The sequence below is a fragment of the Flavobacterium sp. ENC genome, assembly GCF_020991415.1.
Lineage (GTDB): Bacteria > Bacteroidota > Bacteroidia > Flavobacteriales > Flavobacteriaceae > Flavobacterium.
The window spans coordinates 89,394-109,437 of sequence record NZ_JAJMOY010000011.1; the positions used below are offsets into that span (position 1 = coordinate 89,394).

General features: G+C 39.2%; 3 protein-coding genes. All 3 read left to right on the top strand.

All coding sequences use genetic code 11. The annotated features are described in order from the left end of the window. Positions 1-96 precede the first annotated feature (96 nt). From LPB89_RS20210 to LPB89_RS20220, 3 genes are read left to right on the top strand one after another with little or no spacing between them, the layout of a single operon-like run. Positions 97-16,095: a non-ribosomal peptide synthetase gene (locus LPB89_RS20210; RefSeq protein WP_230703451.1), complete on the top strand. Its 15,999-nt coding sequence runs from the start codon at positions 97-99 to the stop codon at positions 16,093-16,095. A gap of 37 nt (positions 16,096-16,132) precedes the next feature. Continuing rightward, on the top strand, positions 16,133-17,887 hold the full coding sequence (locus LPB89_RS20215; protein ID WP_230703452.1) for a carbamoyltransferase: 1,755 nt from the start codon (positions 16,133-16,135) through the stop codon (positions 17,885-17,887). A 19-nt stretch (positions 17,888-17,906) separates the two neighbouring features. Further along, a complete protein-coding gene (locus tag LPB89_RS20220) occupies positions 17,907-19,976 on the top strand; it encodes a hypothetical protein (RefSeq protein WP_230703453.1) in 2,070 nt (689 codons plus the stop codon). The last annotated feature ends 68 nt before the right edge of the window (positions 19,977-20,044 follow it).

Here is a 20,044-nt window from a genome sequence, read left to right on the forward strand (position 1 = left end):
GTTGTTTCAACCCGTTTATTTCAAAATAAACCAGCCTGCAATACTTCTGAATTTTCATAAAGTCTCTTTTTAGAAATTACTTAAACATTTTCCGTTGTGAAAGACAAATTCTTATACAAAACATTTGAGGATATTGTATCCTCTTATCCTGACCATACGGCATTAGCAGAAGCTAATGGCGGTACGACTTATGCCTCCTTAAATGCATTTGCGAACCAGTTAAGCGGTTTGTTAGCGGATACAGGCTTGTCTTCTGACGATTCAGTTGGTGTATTATTGCCAAGTGGAAAAGAATTAATTGGAAGTTTACTGTCTTGTTTGAAGACAGGGATTACCTATGTACCCCTATCTAATAGTTTTTCGCGGGCACGTATGCAGCAGGCTGTTTCAGAAACAGGTATGAAAGTTCTAATCACGGATGATGCTTCATGGTCCATATTTCAAAGTACCGATATTGATTATGCCTTTACACATGTTTTGGTTTTTAAAGCATCCGGTTCTTCTCTTTTAGGAGATTTGGGACTAGGAAATTTAGATTTGATTGCATTGGAGCAGACCAGTTTAGAAATATACAAAGCAAGCTCAGCAGGAGAATATCTGCTAACGGATTATAATTTAAATAATTATAGTCAAGAGAACATCGCTATTGATTATCCAATTGATAACAGCAGTTATATTTTCTACAGTTCGGGTACCACCGGCAAGTCGAAAGCAATCGTGGGGAATCAGGAAAGTATTGCGCACTATATCAACTGGCACAAAAACACCTTTGGATTCAATACCGAAAGCCGTGTAAGCCAGATTGCATCAATCACTTTTGATGCGAGTTTGAAAGACATCTTAACAAGTTTAACTTCAGGAAGCTGTTTGTGCATTCCGGCTGTGAAAACCCGTGAGAATATGCTTTTGCTGGGCCAATGGCTTTCAGCAGAAAAAGTAACCATTTTACAAACGGTTCCCTCTTTATTCAGATTATTAACGAACAGCCTGACAGAACAGAATCTTTCTTTACAAGACATCAAAGAAGTTGTTCTGGCAGGAGAAAAATTATACGGACGTGATGTTGCCTTATGGCGCTCACTTTCCGGGCATACAGCCCGTATGAGCAACTTATACGGACTAACCGAAACGACAGTTCTGAAAAGCTGTTACCACATTCCGGAGGGAGATTTAGATCCAGGGACCGTATTGCCTGTCGGTAAAGCGATTAGCAATACACTCATTGCAGTCATTAATAAAGATGAAATTTGCAACGACGAAGAAATCGGCGAAGTGTATATCAAAAGCCGTTTTTTGAGTAAAGGCTACCTGGATCAAGAACTTACAGCAGCGCTGTTTGTACAGAATCCATTGGTTACTGATCGGGAAGACCTGGTGTGCCGAACCGGCGATTTGGGCCGTTATAACAGTGATGGAAACCTTGAGATCCTGGGAAGAATCGACGATCAGATCAAACTTCACGGTGTACGCATAGAACTCGATGGAATACGCAGTTCGTTGTTAAACTTAGAAGGAGTGGGGCAGGTAGAATTGGTATTACACACCGATGCCACGGCAGATTCCCTGTTATGTTATTATAGCGGAACCGAATACGGTTCCGGAGAATTGCGTCTGCTTTTATCGGCAACATTAGACCGCAGCAGTATTCCGGATTACTTTATTTATATAGCGGAATTTCCGTTGACCTTAAATGGGAAAGTAGACAAGCGTTCTTTACCAAAACCTTCAGAATTATTGAAAGGCAGTAATTATGAAGCACCAAGCGGTACGATTGAAACTTCACTAAGCACTATTTGGGCAGAACTTTTAGGGGTTCCGCAAAACAGTATAGGAAGAAACGATTCGTTTTTTGATTTAGGAGGTTCTTCTCTAAAAGCGATTCAGCTGATCTCCCGCGTATACAAGCAGCACGAAGTACAGTTGAGCATTGGGGAAATCTTCAATCAGTCAACATTAAAAGCACAGGCCACATTAATAACCGCATCAAAAGGAGAAACGGTATACAGTTCGCTTAAGCAGGTGGCTGAGCAGGAGGATTATGCACTATCACACGCACAGCGCCGTTTGTGGGTTTTAGATCAGCTGCAGGAAGACCTTACAGCGTATAGCCGTCCGATCAGTTATGATATTCAGGGTACATTAGACCTTACTGCTTTAACGGAGTCTTTTAGAAGATTAATCGAACGCCACGAGAGTTTACGAACGATCTTTATTATAAAGGACGGCGAGCCGCGTCAGTTGATACAACAGAAAGAAAACATCCCTTTTGAGATACCCGTAACGGATGTATCCGGCAGCAAAAACAAAGAAGATGCTATTGAAGAAGTTTTGGCCTCAATGACTGCTTCATCTTTTGATTTATCAAAAGGCCCCCTGTTTAAAGCTGTATTATTAGATTTAGGAAACAATCATTATCGTTTGTTATTTGCTATTCATCATATTATTTCAGATGCCTGGTCGATGCAGGTATTGGTGCGTGATTTAGTAAATTATTACAACTCAATTGTAAAGGCAGAAGAAAAATCTTTTTCACCATTACCAATCCAATACAAAGACTATGCAGCCTGGCAGTTACAAGAACTTTCAAAAGGAGAGCTGGCAGATTCCCGCAAATACTGGCTGGAACAGCTGGCAGGAGAATTGCCTGTATTGGACCTGCCATCAGATCATGTCCGTCCTTCGGTACAAACCTACAACGGGGCACAGTCGTATGTTAGTTTTTCAGAACAAACCAGCCATGCTTTTAAGCACTATGTAAAAGAACAGGACAGTACAGCGTTCATGGGGTTTGTCTCGCTGATCAAAGTACTGTTGTACCGATACAGCGGACAGGAAGACATTATCATTGGAACACCGGTTGCCGGAAGAGAACACTCCGATTTAGAGAATCAGATTGGGTTTTATATCAACAATCTCGCCCTAAGAACCAGGTTTCAGGGAACTGACAGTTTTACAAAACTATTACAATTAGTCAAAAAAACGTGTCTGGAAGGCTATGAAAATCAATCCTATCCTTTTGATTTATTAGTAGATGAACTGCAGCTGTCGAGAGATTTAAGCCGCTTTCCGTTATATGATGTAGCAGTTATCCTGGAGAGTGATGATGCACTATTAGAAGATGCAATAGAAATGGAAGGCTTAGATGTTTCGTATGTACGTGTAGCCGTAGAAACAAGTTTATACGATCTTACTTTTTGGTTTAGAGAAAACACTTCAGGACACATTAGTCTTCACATTGAATACAATACCGATATTTATAGTGCTGAACGCATTAAACGATTAGGCATTCATCTCGGAAAACTAATGGAGAGTATCATTACCGATAGTACTCTTTCATTAGATCATCTACCCTTAATAGAAGCAGACGAACAAAAAATATTACTCAAAGAGTATCAGGGAGAAATAGTTTCCCGATTTTCAGCGAGTACCCTTATTTCACTTTTTGAAGCACGGGCAGACAAACAAAAAGAAGCCCTGGCTTTAAAGTACGAAAATATCACACTGAGTTATCAGGAACTGGAGGAACGCTCCAATGCCTTAGCCCATTACTTACAAACTCAGCATGCTATTGTTAAGGGAAGTATCGTGGGTATTATACAGGATCGAAGCGAGTATATGCTGATCAGTATTTTGGGTGTATTAAAAGCCGGAGGGGCTTATCTGCCTATAGATCCGGCCTATCCATCCGATCGTGTGGACTATATGATAAGCGATGGAAATGTATGCTTATTGCTTGCCGACAGAATATTGACAGAATATGCAGTAACAAGTGTAAATAGTAAGGATCTGAAAGAAACCTTAGAAAGCTATCCAAAAACACGATTGAATGTAGCGCTAAGCGGAGAAGATCTGGCTTATGTAATCTACACTTCAGGCTCTACAGGAAGACCAAAAGGAGTGATGATTCAGCATAATTCCGTAATAAATCTATTGAAATCAGTAGTAGATATTCTTGATGTTTCCAGTAAGGACCAATTATTGGCGATTACTACTTTTACATTTGATATTTCGGTACTGGAATTTTTTACCACATTAGGTGTGGGTGGTTCGGTTATTATTGCTCCGTCTGCAGTAATCACAGATCCAGGATTGTTATCCGCACTGATTGATGAAAGCGGAGCCACTATAGTACAGGCTACGCCAAGTGTCTGGAACTTACTTTTAGAAACAGGCTGGAAAGCTGCAACTTCAGTGAAAAAAATATCCGGAGGGGAGTTTTTACCCCTTGCATTAGGAAAACGTTTGTTAGAAATACCCGGCGAACTTTACAATATGTTTGGTCCGACGGAAACAACTATATGGTCAACCTCACAGTACATTCAAAGTGAAGCAGATTTAAATTCAATAGGGAAAGCCATATACAATACAACACTTTACATCCTTGATGAGCTTGGACAATTGGTGCCTCACGGGGTCACAGGAAAATTGTTTATTGGCGGGTCAGGAGTAGCAAAAGGATATACCGATCCTGAACTGACAATAAAAAAGTTTGTTAGAAATCCTTTTAACAACGACGAAATTATTTATGATACTGGTGATTTATGCCAATGGGATTTTAATGGAAGATTACTTTATATTGGAAGAGGTGATGGTCAGGTAAAACTGAGAGGATATCGAATTGAACTTGGTGAAATTGAATCATTACTAGAAAGCGATTCAAAAGTAAACCAGGCCGTTGTAATCGTCAAAGGAAATGATCTGCTGGCCTATATTACCGGAAAAGAAATTGTTGATGTGACAGATCTAAAAGAACTGCTTCGCAGCAAGTTGCCGGCTTATATGGTACCGGGCCACATAGTGCAACTAGAAGATTTTCCCTTAACACATAATGGTAAAATCAGCAGAAAAAAACTGGCAGAAAGAGGTATTGAATTAAAGGAAAGAATACTTACAGTGCCACAAACCAATACAGAACAGGTACTGGCTGAATTATGGCAATCCATACTGGTTGTGAACGAAATAAGTACGACCGATGATTTCTTTGAAATTGGCGGACATTCCTTAAAAGCGATTCAGTTGATACTTAGCCTACATAAGAAATTAAATGTTCAGATACGATTAAAAGATGTTTTCGAATATCCAAAACTGGTTGATTTGGCTGCATATATAGATCAGTTAAGTGTAAGTCGCTATACAAACATCACTCCTGTAAAAGCTCAGGATCATTATAAACTATCACATGCACAACGCAGATTATGGATATTGGAACAATTTGAGTCTTTAGGTTCAACAGCTTACAATATCCCCATGAGTTACTGGCTCAATGGAAGTCTGAATATCGCGTCTGTAACAGAAGCATTTAAGCGTCTTATTGAACGTCATGAAATTCTGAGAACGAATTTCAGGGAAATCGACGGAATTCCGTATCAGTTTGTTGCTGATCCGGATAAAGTTGATTTTAGCATTGACTATCACGATCTGTCAGATGACTATAATGCTATACAAACAGCTACAACTTTATCTGAAAAAGCAGCTTTTAACTCTTTCAATCTGGCAGGCGGTCAATTGTTAAGAGTGCAAATAAGTAAAGTTGAGGACAAAAGATACTTGTTCCTGCTAAGCATGCACCATATTATTACAGATGAATGGTCTATCAAAAACTTAATTACTGAATTTTTGACGATATACAATGCTTTAGAACAAAAAGCAGAAATCAGCTTACCATCCCTTTCAATTCAGTATAAAGATTATGCTGCATGGCAATTACAGGAATTGGCAGGCGATGCTCTTAATGTACACAGAAGCTATTGGCTGGATAAATTAGAAGGTGAAATTCCTGTAGTAGATTTACCAACAGATGCACCAAGGCCTTCCCTGAAAACATTTAACAGCACCCAGCTTAAATATTCTTTTGATTCCCAATTGGTGGTAGAATTCAAATCGTTAGTAGCAGCTGAAAAAGCAACTTTGTTTGCCGGACTGATGGCAATTACAAAAGTGCTGGTTCATAAATATACAGGTGAAAAAGACATCATAGTAGGAACACCCGCGGCAGGAAGGGACCATGCAGATTTAGAGGATCAGATTGGTTTTTATATCAATGCGCTGCCTTTGAGAACACTACTCAATACCGATGAAACTTTTACGGACTTTTTAAAGAAGGTAAAAAATGTTGTTATTGAAGCATTTGACCATCAAATCTATCCGTTCGATTTATTGGTAGAGGATTTGGGTTTTAGCAGGGATTTAAGCAGGTCTCCTTTATTTGATATTGTGGTTTTGATTCAAAACATGGAAAACAACCATAAGCTGCCGGATATGGAAGGCATTCTTATTGAAGACCATATGCTGATCAATGAAAAGAGTAAAGTCGATCTCAGGTTGTTTTTTGTAGAAAACGAAAACGAAATTAACTTAAATATAGAATACAATACAGATCTTTTCCTTGAAGAAAGAATGCAGCGATTCTGTATACATTTTGAAGAGCTGATGCGCGCAGTGGTGGAAAAACCAGCTCAAAAAATAAAGGAACTGAATTATATTACAGCCAAAGAACGCCAGCAAGTACTGTATGATTTTAACCGTGAATCTTTTGACTATGATGAACAATTAACTTTAGTTCAGTTATTTGAACAACAGGTTGAGGCGACGCCTCATGCCATTGCACTTCAGACGGCAGCAAAATCCTGGACGTACGACGAACTGAACATTGCTGTCAACACACTTGCAAAGTCTTTACAAGAACATTTTGATGTGACTAAAGGCACGCATGTTGGTTTAATGGTGAATAGAAACGAATGGTTAATCATCGGAATGCTTTCTATTCTGAAAGTGGGTGCAGTTTATATCCCGATAGATTTCTCCAGCCCGGCGGAACGCATAAAATATATCATTTCGGATGCTGAAATTTCATTATTGATTACGGAAAGCAGCATGATAAATCGTTCTTCAGATTTTATCTCTAATGCTTTTAGTGTAGATGAAATTTATGAAGCGATCGGGAAACACGAACAAAATCTCATACCGGACTATACTGCAGCTGATTCGGCTTATGTAATTTATACATCAGGTTCTTCAGGGCAGCCAAAAGGCGTATTGGTTTCTCATGAAAATTGTGTCAATATGGTTAAAAATGAGCACATTATATTCAGCCCGTCTGTAGGAGATAATGTGTTGCAGTTTGCTTCGCCATCCTTTGATGCTTCGATTGCCGAAATTTTTATGGCGATTACTTCAGGCGCAAGTTTGGTACTTGCAGATAATAAAGTCTTAAAAGATGTTGCCGCGCTTACCAGTTATTTAAAAACGAAAGAAGTATCTATCGTTATTCTTCCTCCGGCTTATTTAGCAGCAATACCTGTAAAAGAACTTTCTTTTTTACGATTGATCATTACGGCGGGGGATGTAGCAAATAAACAGCTGGCCATAGAGTATAGCAGGTCATTAACTTATATGAACTGTTATGGTCCTACGGAATGTGCCGTCTGGGCAACCATTCATCAGGTTCATTCTTCAGATCTTAAATATCAGAGATTGCCAATCGGAAAACCAATCGGCAACCTTCAGATATACATTTTAAATGAATTTCTTCAGCCCCAGGCTGTAGGAATTCCCGGTGAAATGTATATTGGCGGTGTTGGTGTTGCGCAGGGATATTTAAATAAAAAAGAGTTAACAGAAAAAAGCTTTTTGAAAAATCCTTTTGGTAACGGAAAATTATATAAAACAGGCGATTTGGCTTCCTGGTATTCAGATGGAAATATTGATTTCCTGGGCCGTGTCGATACACAGGTAAAAATAAGAGGCTACAGAATAGAACCGGGAGAGATTGAGAGCGTATTGAACAATCATCCGCAAATTGACAATGCAGCGGTAATTACCAAAGGAGAAGGTAATGATAAGTTTTTAGTAGCCTATTACGAAGGTCCGGAGGCGCTGGAAACCAATGTTGTTCAGGAACACCTGAAAAACTTTTTGCCGGACTACATGATCCCGTCCCATATTATTTATCTAAAGCAGTTACCCCAAAATAATAGTGGAAAAATTGATAAAAAAGCATTGCCGGGTTATTTAGAAACGGCCGCAAAAGAAATCGTAGTTCCCAAAGATGCGATAGAAGCCGGATTACTGGAAGTATGGCAAAATGTTTTAGGAATTCAGGAAATCGAAATTCAGGATAACTTCTTTTCTGTCGGAGGTCATTCCTTACGGGCCATTCAATTAATTTCACAATTGTTTAAAAAACTGGAAATCAAACTGGAACTGGAAGATATCTTTATCCATCCGGTTTTTAGAGATCAGATCTCTTTGTTAAAAGCTTCCGCCAAAACGAGTTACCAAAAAATTGAAAAAGTTGCCGGGAAGCCTCTTTACAAACTTTCCTATGCACAGCTTAGATTATGGCTGCTGGAACAATTTGAAGATGAAACAGAAGCTGTAAACAGTATTCCTGTAACCTATTGGCTTCAGGGAGACCTAAATAGTAAAGCTCTAAACAATGCCTTTCAATTCGTAATAGAAAGACATGAAAGCTTACGAACTTGCTTTATCACCGTACAAGGAGAAGCGTATCAAAAAATCCTGACCTCAGAAGAATATTCATTTGAAGTGACGCAGGAAGATGCTGTAAATGTTGCAAATCCTAAGGAATATGCACAAGACAAGGCACTGGAATTATCCTTAATTCCTTTCAATCTGGAAAAAGCACCATTAGTAAAAGCGCATATCATTAAAGTCGCAGAGGAAGAATACCTTTTCTTTCTTTGTGTGCATCATATTATTTTTGATGAGCGATCCGTTCATGTTTTTGTTAGAGAAGTACTGGAAGCATACAAAGCATTTTTAGAAAATACAACACCTGTATGGCCAGCATTGCCAATTCAGTACAAAGACTATGCAGCCTGGCAGGAGAAAGAAATGCAAACGGAGCAATTATCTGTGCACAGAGCCTATTGGTTAGCGCAGTTTGAAGAAGAAATAGAAGTATTAGATCTGCCGACAGATTTCCCAAGACCTCCGGTGCAAACCTTTAAAGGCGATCAGGTACATCTTCGTTTAAGCCCGGAAATAAGTACTGCATTCAGAGCTTGTTTAGAAGCACAGGAAACAACGCTTTATATGGGTCTGGTAACACTTGTAAAATTATTACTGCACCGCTATACAGGACAAAATGATATCATTATTGGTTCACCTTCTGCTGGCAGGGAACATCCGGATTTAAGAGACCAGATCGGATTTTTTATCAATACACTGGTATTAAGAACTAAAATTAGCGAGAACGAGACATTTAATTCCCTTGCTAAAAAAGTAAAAGACAATGTCCTTAATGCGCACAAACATCAGATCTATCCCTTTGACTTATTAATAAACGAACTGCATGTCGAACGCGATATGAGTCGGTCGCCATTATTTGATGTAGTGGTTGTGTTAGAAAATTTAATCGATAAAAATGAAATTCCGGAATTTGAAGGTCTTTTGGTTACTGAAAATCAATTAGATGTGCCTATTAGTAAAGCAGACCTGCGTTTCTATTTTATAGAAAACGAATCCAATATTTCACTGACGTTAGAGTTCAATAGCGATATCTACAGCAAACATCGTATGGAAAATGTATTAGGGCATATAACAGCTTTAATAAATTCAGTAATCGAAGGACCTGCAGCAGCAATAAGCAGACTTAACTATCTAACAGAAAGAGAACAAAACTGGCTACTTAATGAGCTGAACCAAAAAGTAATAAACTACGATAAGAACGAAACATTAGTAGATATTTTTGAACAGCAGGCAGCAGCAACACCAAATGCCATAGCACTTGAGTTTGAAAACAAAACATTTACATATGAGCATCTTAATGCACTGGCGAACCAGTTAGCACATCATTTACGTGAAGAATATAAAGTAACAAGAGGAGAGACGGTTGCGTTAATGGTAGAGCGAAACGAATGGCTTATAATTGGATTTCTGGGAATTTTAAAATCCGGAGGTGTCTATCTGCCAATCGATTCGGGTAATTCGACAGAGCGAAATAACTTTATGCTGTCAGATGCAAATACCAAAGTACTCATCACAGAATCCGTAAATCTATTTAATGCGGGCAATTTTGAAGGAAACCTGTTCGCAATTGATATAGAGTTTGATTTGTTGGAAACATCCATAAAGAACCCTGTAAAAGTAAACGAAGCTTCAGATTTATCCTATATTTATTATACTTCAGGATCTACCGGACAGCCAAAAGGAGTAATGCTTGAACATCGCAATGGGGTACACATGGTGTACAATGAGAGAGAAGAGTTTAAAGTAACCACAAACGATTGTGTTATTCAATTTTCCTCCCTGATTTTTGACGGGTCTGTATTTGAATTCTTTTTAGCATTAGCTAATGGAGCACGTTTGTTAATCGCAAAAAACAATATCATCAAAGATGCTGTTGCGCTGGTAAAATATATGGCTGCTAAAGAGGTAACGATTGCAATATTACCGGCGGCATATTTTTCTTTAGTTGCTATTGACGAATTGAAATTTTTAAGGAAAGTGATGTCAGTCGGAGATGCTATCAACAAAGATCAGGCTGTAAAAAGTAGCGCCGTAACAGTTACTTATAATGGTTACGGGCCGACAGAATGTGCTGTTTGGACAAATATTTATGAAGTGAAAACGGAAGATAATCACAGAGTGAGATTACCAATCGGAGAAGCTATCGGGAATGTTCAGGTGCATATTCTTGATCAATTATTAAACCTAACCGGAGAAGGAATTTATGGGGAAATCTGTATCTCAGGTGAAGCAGCAATTGCAAGAGGATATTTAAACAGAGAAGAGCTTTCTAATGAAAAATTTATAAAAAATCCATTCGGTGCCGGAATGATGTACCGTACAGGAGACAAAGGAGTTCGTTTACCGGATGGGAATATTGATTTCCTGGGACGTATTGACAATCAGGTAAAGATTAGAGGATACCGCATAGAATTAAATGAAATTGAGAAAGTCATTAAATCACACGCTCTGGTAATTGAAACGTTAGTGACCAAATATGTCAATGAAGGCGATACAGCTTTGGTAGCATATTACACAGCTAGCGAAGAGATTAAGCCTGCAGCAGTGAAGGATTACCTGAAAACTTTCCTGCCGAATTATATGGTTCCTCCTTATCTGATTCAATTGGCAGATTTTCCATTAAATGCAAGTGGTAAAATAGATAAAAGAAAATTACCCGAACCGGAAATTAAATTAGATACTACCTATGTTGAACCAAGAAATACTGTTGAAGAAAGTCTGGTAATTATATGGAGAGAAGTTTTAAATAGGGAAAGAATAGGAGTTGAAGATAATTTCTTTGATTCCGGAGGACATTCGCTAAGAGCCATTCAATTAATAACAAAAATTCACAAACAATACCAGGTACAGCTAAACATTGGAGACATCTTCAGCAGACCGACGCTTGCAGAACAGGCATTCTTAATTTCGAATTCGGATACCGTAAATTATATTTCGATTCCGAAAATCCAAGAGGAAGATACCTATCCGTTATCAGCAACACAGTTAAGAACCTGGCTGCAGGTAGAACAGTCCAAAAATGCCATTACTCATAATGTACTGACGAGTTATATGCTGACCGGGGCGTTTCATAAGGATGCTTTTGAATTTGCTTTTCAGCAAGTAATCGCCCGTCATGAAAGCTTGAGAACCATATTCGAATTGGTAAACGGATCACCGAGACAACGTATTATAGACGCTTCTGACCTAACAATCGGAATCGATTATTTTGATATTTCGAAAGATAATGAGGCGGCAAAACAAGCAAAAAAAGAAACACTTTCCACTAAAGTCTTCCATTTGGATACAGCTCCATTATTCAATATTGATATACTGAAGCAGGAAGAAAATAAGCACGAACTGCTATTTGCCATGCATCATATTATTTCCGATGAATGGTCCATGCAGGTTATGGTAAGAGATCTGGTCGTATTTTACAACGCCGCTGTAAAAGGAAAAATAAGCGATTTGGAGCGTTTGCCAATTCAGTACAAAGATTACACTGCCTGGCAGCTGGCAGAACTAAGCGGCGATAAATTGTTGGAGCATAAAGAATATTGGTTGGAACAATTTAAAGGAGACATTCCTGTGCTGGAACTTGCTTCTGACAGGCAACGTCCTGAAATAATGAATCACGAAGGAGCACAATATTATTTCAGGCTGGACGAAACACTAAGTTCAAAACTAAAAGAATTATCCAAAACTCAGGGGGCGACCTTATTTATGGGGGTTACTTCTTTAGTAAAAGCATTATTTTATAAATACACCGGAAATCAGGATATTATAATCGGAACTCCGGTAGCAGGAAGACAACATCCGGATTTGGAAGACCAAATTGGATTGTATTTGAACACCCTGGCACTGCGATCCAGATTTTCGGGAGAAGAAGGATTCAATGCATTACTAAGCGAAGTCAAAAAAGTAAGTTTAGACGGATTCAGTCATCAGGTATATCCTTTAGACATGCTGATTGAAGATTTAGGCGTCTATCCACCGAAAAACAGAGGTGCCCTTTTCGATGTTGTGGTGATATTGCAAAATGTACAGCTCGATCTTTTGGAAGGTATTGAAATGGAAGGTCTGGAAGTTTCAGCGCAGGGAGAAGACTTAAAAATCAGTAAAGGTGATTTGCGCTTCCAGTTTATGGACCAGGGAACTTTTCTGGAGGGAAGTATCGAATATAGTACTGAATTATATGATGAAGCACGTATTTCCCGTATGGTAACCCATATGAAAAATCTGTTAACCATTATAGTTGAAGCCCCGGAGCAGCCCCTGAAAGAAATTCAGTATTTAGAAAATACAGAATCGGAAAACTTAGACTGGTTTGAGAAAACAATACAAAAAGAACAACCACAATACATACACAAAGCGTTTGAAGCAATTGTAGCGGCATATCCTCAAAAAGAAGCGCTGGCACTGGAGGAAGTATCATATACGTATCAGCAAATCAATGGATTTAGTAATCAAATCGCCCGTTTGTTAGGAGATCTTGACCTACAGCCTGAAAATGCGATTGGCGTATTACTGCCTTCAGGAAAAGAATTGATCGCAACATTGATGGCGTGTTTCAAAACCGGTGCCACTTATGTTCCGATGGCTGCTGAATTTTCAAAAAACAGAACAGCGCAGGTATTTTCAGATACGAAAATGACGACTCTGATAGCGGCTGAAAAAGCGTATAATGCCTTAAAGGAAACACTTGACCTTTCACAAACAAGACTGGAAAAAGTTGTATTATTTTCTGAAGAAGGAATACTGACCGTTCAGGAACGTAACGCTTCAGGCGAGTTTGTCGTTTCCGCTTATAGTGTAGCAAATTACAGTGAAGAAAATGTTGCCATTGATTATCCAATTGATAACAGCAGTTATATTTTCTACAGTTCGGGTACCACCGGAAAGTCGAAAGCAATCGTTGGGAATCAGGAAAGTATCGCGCACTATATCAACTGGCACAAAAATACCTTCGGATTCAATACCGAAAGCCGGGTAAGCCAGATTGCATCAGTGACTTTTGATGCCAGTTTAAAAGACATCTTAACAAGTTTGATTTCAGGAAGCTGTCTGTGTATTCCGGCTGCGAAAACGCGTGAGAATATGGTGTTGCTGGGCCAATGGCTTTCAGCAGAAAAGGTAACCATTATACAAACGGTTCCTTCTTTATTCAGATTATTGACCAATAGCCTTGTAGAACATAATATTCATTTAAATAATATAAAAGAAGTTGTACTGGCAGGAGAAAAATTATACGGACGTGATATTGCCTTATGGCGTTCGCTTTCGGGACACTCGGCCCGTATGAGCAATTTATACGGACTAACCGAAACGACAGTATTGAAAAGCTGTTACCACATTCCAAACGAAGATTTAGATCCCGGTACCGTTTTACCGGTGGGACAGGCCATTGCCAACAGTATGATCGCAGTGATCAACGATAGTGGACTGAGCATGTGGGGAGAAATCGGAGAAGTATACATCAAAAGCCCGTACATCAGTAAAGGCTATTTAGATCAGGAACTTACGGCAGCTTTATTGGTACAGAATCCACTGGTTTCAGATCGTGAAGACCTGGTGTGCAGAACGGGGGACTTAGGGCGTTATGACAATGATGGTAACTTAGAGATACTGGGAAGAATTGACGATCAGATCAAACTTCATGGCGTACGTGTCGAACTCGATGGAATACGCAGTTCGTTACTAAACTTAGAAGGAGTAGGACAGGTAGAATTGGTATTACACACCGATGCCACGACAGATTCATTGCTGTGTTACTACAGCGGAACAGAATACGGTTCCGGCGAATTGCGTCTGCTTTTATCGGCACAATTAGACCGCAGCAGTATTCCGGATTACTTTATTTATGTAGCGGAATTTCCGTTGACCCTAAACGGAAAAGTAGACAAACGTGCCTTACCAAAACCATCAGAATTATTGCGAGGCAGTAACTACGAAGCACCAAATGGTGCGATTGAAACTTCACTAAGTGCTATATGGGCAGAATTACTAAATATTCCGCAAAGCAGCATTGGAAGAAAAGACTCCTTTTTTGATTTAGGGGGATCGTCTTTAAAAGCAATTCAGCTGATCTCAAGGGTTTATAAAAATCACGAAGTGCAGTTGAGCATTGGGGAAATTTTCAACCATTCGACATTAAAAGCACAGGCTTCCTTAATAGCCGCATCAAAAGGAGATGCCTACACTGCTATTGGAAAAGCAGTAGAGCAGGAAGATTATGCCTTGTCACACGCACAGCGTCGTTTATGGGTGCAGGAAACCCAACAGCAAAACGGGGAAAGCACTTTTAATATCTTTATGCGTTACCAAATGGAGGGCAAACTTCAGATAGAAATATTGCAGGAAGCTTTTGATCAGATTATAAATCGTCACGAAAGTCTGCGCACCATCTTTGTTTTAAAAAATGGAGAACCAAGACAAAAAATTCAATCCATGCAAGAGCAATCTTTTGAATTGGAATTTGCAGATCTTCAGGAAATCAAAGAACAGCAGGTCATTATTGATAAAGAGGTTCAAAACCTTGCTTACCATCCTTTTGATCTTCAGAACGGACCTTTGATGAAAGTGAAACTTTTGAAGCTGGATGCTGAAAATCATATGTTATTGTTTGTCAAGCATCATATCATTTCAGACGAATGGTCTTTACAAATCTTTGTGAAAGAAGTATTGTCAATTTACAATGCTTTATTAGAAAATAAAGAGCACAATTTAGCACCATTAACTGTTCAGTACAAAGATTATGTTGCCTGGAAAGAAAACGAATTGTCTGCCAACGGACTTGTAAAACATCGTGAGTTTTGGATGAAAGAATTGCAGGGAGAAATTCCTGTTTTATACCTTCCTACTGATTTTCCGAGACCGCCGATTCAGACTTTCAACGGATCAGAACTGCATTTTGAGTTTCCTGCAGCTGCAGCAGCTCAGTTTAAACAATTGTTGCAGGATCAGAACACAACATTATTTATGGGGTTACTGTCCGTCGTAAAAACGATTCTGTACCACTATTCCGGACAGGAAGACATCATCGTCGGAACACCAATTGCAGGAAGGGAACATCCGGATCTGGAGGGACAGATTGGCTATTACTTAAATACGCTCGCACTGCGCAGTAAATTTGATCCTGCCCTGAAATTTGTTGATTTTCTGTCCGAAATAAAGAAAACGGCAATAGCGGCTTTTGAACACCAGGAATATCCTTTTGATACGCTTATTGAAGACTTGAATTTAAAGAAAGACTTAAGCAGATCTCCCTTATTCGATGTCGTAATGATTCTTCAGAATGTGGATTTACACAAAGAATCGGATTTGGAAATGAAAGGTATTACGGTAAACCCGATCAAAGAACCTATGAATATCAGTAAAAGTGATCTTCGATTCCAGTTTGCTGATGTAGGAGATACCATAATCGGTACTATCGAATATAATACCGGTTTATTTAAAAAAGAACGTATAGAACAACTCATAGCACATATGAACAGTCTGATAGCCCTGGTGATTACAGATTCACAACGTTCGCTAATAGAATTTGATTTCTTAACTGATACAGAACGCCAACAAGAACAGCTGGCTTCCGATTTTTTCGGTTCTGATATCAGTACAGACTTCTAACTTAATTAATAATCAACTAACATTAAAACTAAATCTGATGAATAGAAACATTATTGGCATCTCTGCTTTTTACCATGATTCAGCATGTTGCATAATTCAAAACGGAAAACTAATCGCGGCGGTAGAAGAAGAGCGATTTTCAAGAAAAAAAAATGATCCGGATTTACCGGTAAATGCTTTCATGTATTGCTTAGATCAGGCAGGGATAAGTATCTCTGATATTGACTGTATCGCTTATTATGAAGATCCGGTTAAAAAGTCGGAACGCCAGTTATGGAGTATCAGCAATCAGGCTACCACTGATTCCATTTACGAAATAGATCCGGGGCATGTTATCAAACAAATTCGCAAGGAATTGGGATATGATGGTCCGATTAAATTCTACGAACATCACCAGTCGCACGCAGCAAGTACTTTTTATTTCTCCGGATTTGATTCCGCAGCTATTTTAACGGTAGACGGCGTGGGAGAATGGGCTACTACGACTTACGGAACAGGAAAAAACAATAAGGTGGAACTATTTGGTGAAGTGACATTCCCGGACTCAATAGGATTGCTTTACAGCACCATCACCAGCTATTTAGGATTCGAAGTAAACGGCGGGGAATATAAAGTGATGGGACTGGCGCCTTACGGAGAGAACAAGTATCTGGAGCAAATGCATCAGTTGCTGAACCTGGAGGAAGACGGAAAATATACCCTGAACTTAAAATATTTTGACTTTTTACGAGGAGAACGCATGTATTCTGACGAACTGCCAAAACTATTCGGAATACCGGTAAGAGAGAAAGATGCAGAAATGGGGCAGCATTATATGGATATTGCCAAAAGTTTACAGACTTTCCTGGAAGAAACCCTTATTAAAATGGCCAACTTCCTGCATGAAAAAACAGGAGAAGAAAATTTATGCATGGCCGGCGGAGTGGCTTTAAACTGTGTGGCAAATGGTAAAATATTAAAAAATTCCCCTTTCAAAAAAATGTATGTACAGCCCGCATCAGGGGATTCAGGCTGCGCATTGGGAGCAGCGGCACTGGCGTACACGGAATTATATCCTGAAGATAAAATCCAACCGCTTACAAATGTGTATTTAGGGCCTTCCTATACCGGAAAAGACGTTGAAAACCTTTTAAGTGCGACATCTTTAAACTACGAAGACTGCAGGGCAGACGGAGATACACTTGAAAGAGTAGCTCAAAAACTGGCAGAAGGAAAAGTAATTGGCTGGTTTAACGGAAGAATGGAATTTGGACCAAGATCATTGGGAGCACGTTCTATTCTAGGCGACCCAAGAGTACTGGATATGAGAGACCGTATCAATGCGATGGTGAAAAAAAGAGAGGGTTTCAGGCCTTTTGCACCGGCCGTTCTGGAAGAAAAAATGTTCGAGCATTTTGATATCGATCATGCTTCTCCTTTTATGCTGGAAACCTGCCAGGTAAAATCGGTTATAGATATGCCTGCCATTACACACGTAGACAATTCGGCCAGGATTCAATCGGTTAATGATGCGGATAATCCAAGATTTGCACAATTACTTCGTGAATTTGATAAGCTGACCAATTGTCCGATTTTGCTGAATACCTCTTTTAATATCAAGGATGAACCTATCGTTTGTACACCCGAAGATGCGTTGGTCTGTTTTATAACTACTGATATCGATTGTTTAGTGCTGGAAGATTTCATTATAAGTAAAGAAGGAAATGAAATTACAATGCTTGAAATGATTAATAACAACTTTACCGAAAGAGGACGTTTCGAGCTCAATCCAAATGTATACACATTCATTTAATCCTTAAAAGAGAAAAATCATGTCAAGACCTTCAGAATTAGATAAAGTAGTTGCTACTGACTTAGCAGCATTATTACCCGTTACCGACGAAAATCAACAAACTGTTTTGGACTTAATGGAAAAGCTGGGTTACACAAATCCGGAAAAAAACAAAGAAGAAACGGTTGCTGAAAATCCATTCAAATCACACGTGGGTATCTACAAGCCAGATACCAGGGATGGTAAAAAATATTATCAGAGAGATATTGTGCTAAAAGACAGGTGGAGTTATTTTGCAGATATACAGACCATTCCGGCGAAATCGAATAAAAAACGTATTGTCCTGTTGGGAGAATCTGTAACGAGAGGATTTTTATTAGATCCGGAATATACACCGGCAATTGTTTTAGACCAATTATTAAATTCTAATAAAGAACTGTATGGCTACGAAATAATTGACTTAGCCGAAACCAATCTGGGAATGGCCGGAATCAAAGAAAGATATCTGGAATGCATGGCAATGGAACCGGATATGGTTGTCTTTCTGGCCGGAAATAACTGGAGAGAAGACTTATTGGTGTCTATTGGCAACAGTCAGAAAAAGCAAACTGCCTTACAGGAATTAACGCAGGGGGAAGACGGAATTGCAATTGCAAAACCGTTAATTGAAGACTACTTCAGTACTATTGTCGATGACTTTTTAGCGTTTGTGGGAACCGTTTCGAAGAAAAACGGAGTTCCGGTACTGTTTGCAATTCCGGAATTCAACCTGTTAGATTGCAGAAGTACACCGGGAGAACGTGTCGTTTCTGAATTGCCTTATGAAAAATTAAAAAGCTGGATGGATGCGAAAGAAAGCGCTGAAGAAAATCTTGCATCAGGCAATATCGAAAGCTGTATTGCACAAGCACAGCAAATGACAGAAATCGACCCAAGCCATCCCTACGGATTTGAGCTATTGGCAGATTGCAGCATCAAAAACGAGCAGTACAAGGAAGCCAGGCATTATTTGGAAATGGCAAGGGATACCGCGCTCTTTTGCAGAACAAACAGTAAACCGAGAACCTTTAAGATCGTTCAGGAAACCATACTGGCCAAGGCAGCAAGCTATGGAATCGAAGTAATTGATTTACCGGCTGTCTTTAAAGCGCATTTAGAAGGCAAAGTACCGGGAAGAGAATTGTTCCTGGATTACTGTCACTTTAGTGTTGCCGGAATTCAGGTGGCTATGGAGGCGGTTTACAAAAAAGTGCTTCAGGAATTTGATGATTCCAGAAAAACACATAAAGATGTAAAAACAATCATTCCGTCAAACGAAGTACTGGCATTAGGGCACTTATTTGCGGCAATACACAATGCTCACTGGGGACAATCTTATGATATTCTGTTGTATCACTGTTCGGAATCCTTGTCAAAATGGAAGGATATAGCCAAAACAATGGTTTATTACTGTGATATGATTAGCAGGGGAGCAGCGAATAATGTTTGTAAGTCACTGGAGAAAATATTAGAAGACAATACCAAACTGGACCGTTATGTACATGCACTTGTTCCGGCAAGGAATATGAAAAACATGGAACTGGAACTGGTAGATGCCATGACAACAGTATTGAAATCGAATGGAGTTGATATTACCAATTACTTACTCAAAATTCGTTTAGACAATCATAGTGTCAAAAACAGACGCATCAACCTGCTGCAAAATTATTATCACGCGACTTCTTACGATGAATATCAGGGACAAAAAACGGCTTTCTTACAGGCAAGAGACAGCAAATCTGATTTTTTTGTCGTAGCAGATGCCAAAACAAAAGCATCACTATCCATATCCCTAAGAATACCGGGAATCATTACTGAAAACAAGGATGCAGTAACATTGTATGTGAATGATACAGAAGTGACCAAGCTTTCTGTTGGTGCTAAATGGCAAACCCATAAGATAGAAATCCCGACAGATTTTCTTCAAAACGGAATGAATGTATTCAGAATAAAATGGCCTGTCGTAGCCACAAGCAGGGCGCTGCAGGACAATAGTTCTTCTACGGCAATACTGGACGCCGCCTTCCGTGTTTTCGGGGAAATCTCCAGTATGACCGTATCAGGAATATAGTTTTTATAAAAAAACGAAGTAGTAAAGTGTTTAAAACAATGTTTTTAAGTCTGTTGAACATACAATTA

Excerpts from the sequence above, each read along its gene's own strand:
- LPB89_RS20215 (WP_230703452.1), top strand. The coding sequence starts at position 16,133 with ATGAATAGAAACATTATTGGCATCTCTGCTTTTTACCATGATTCAGCA.
- LPB89_RS20220 (WP_230703453.1), top strand. The coding sequence starts at position 17,907 with ATGTCAAGACCTTCAGAATTAGATAAAGTAGTTGCTACTGACTTAGCA.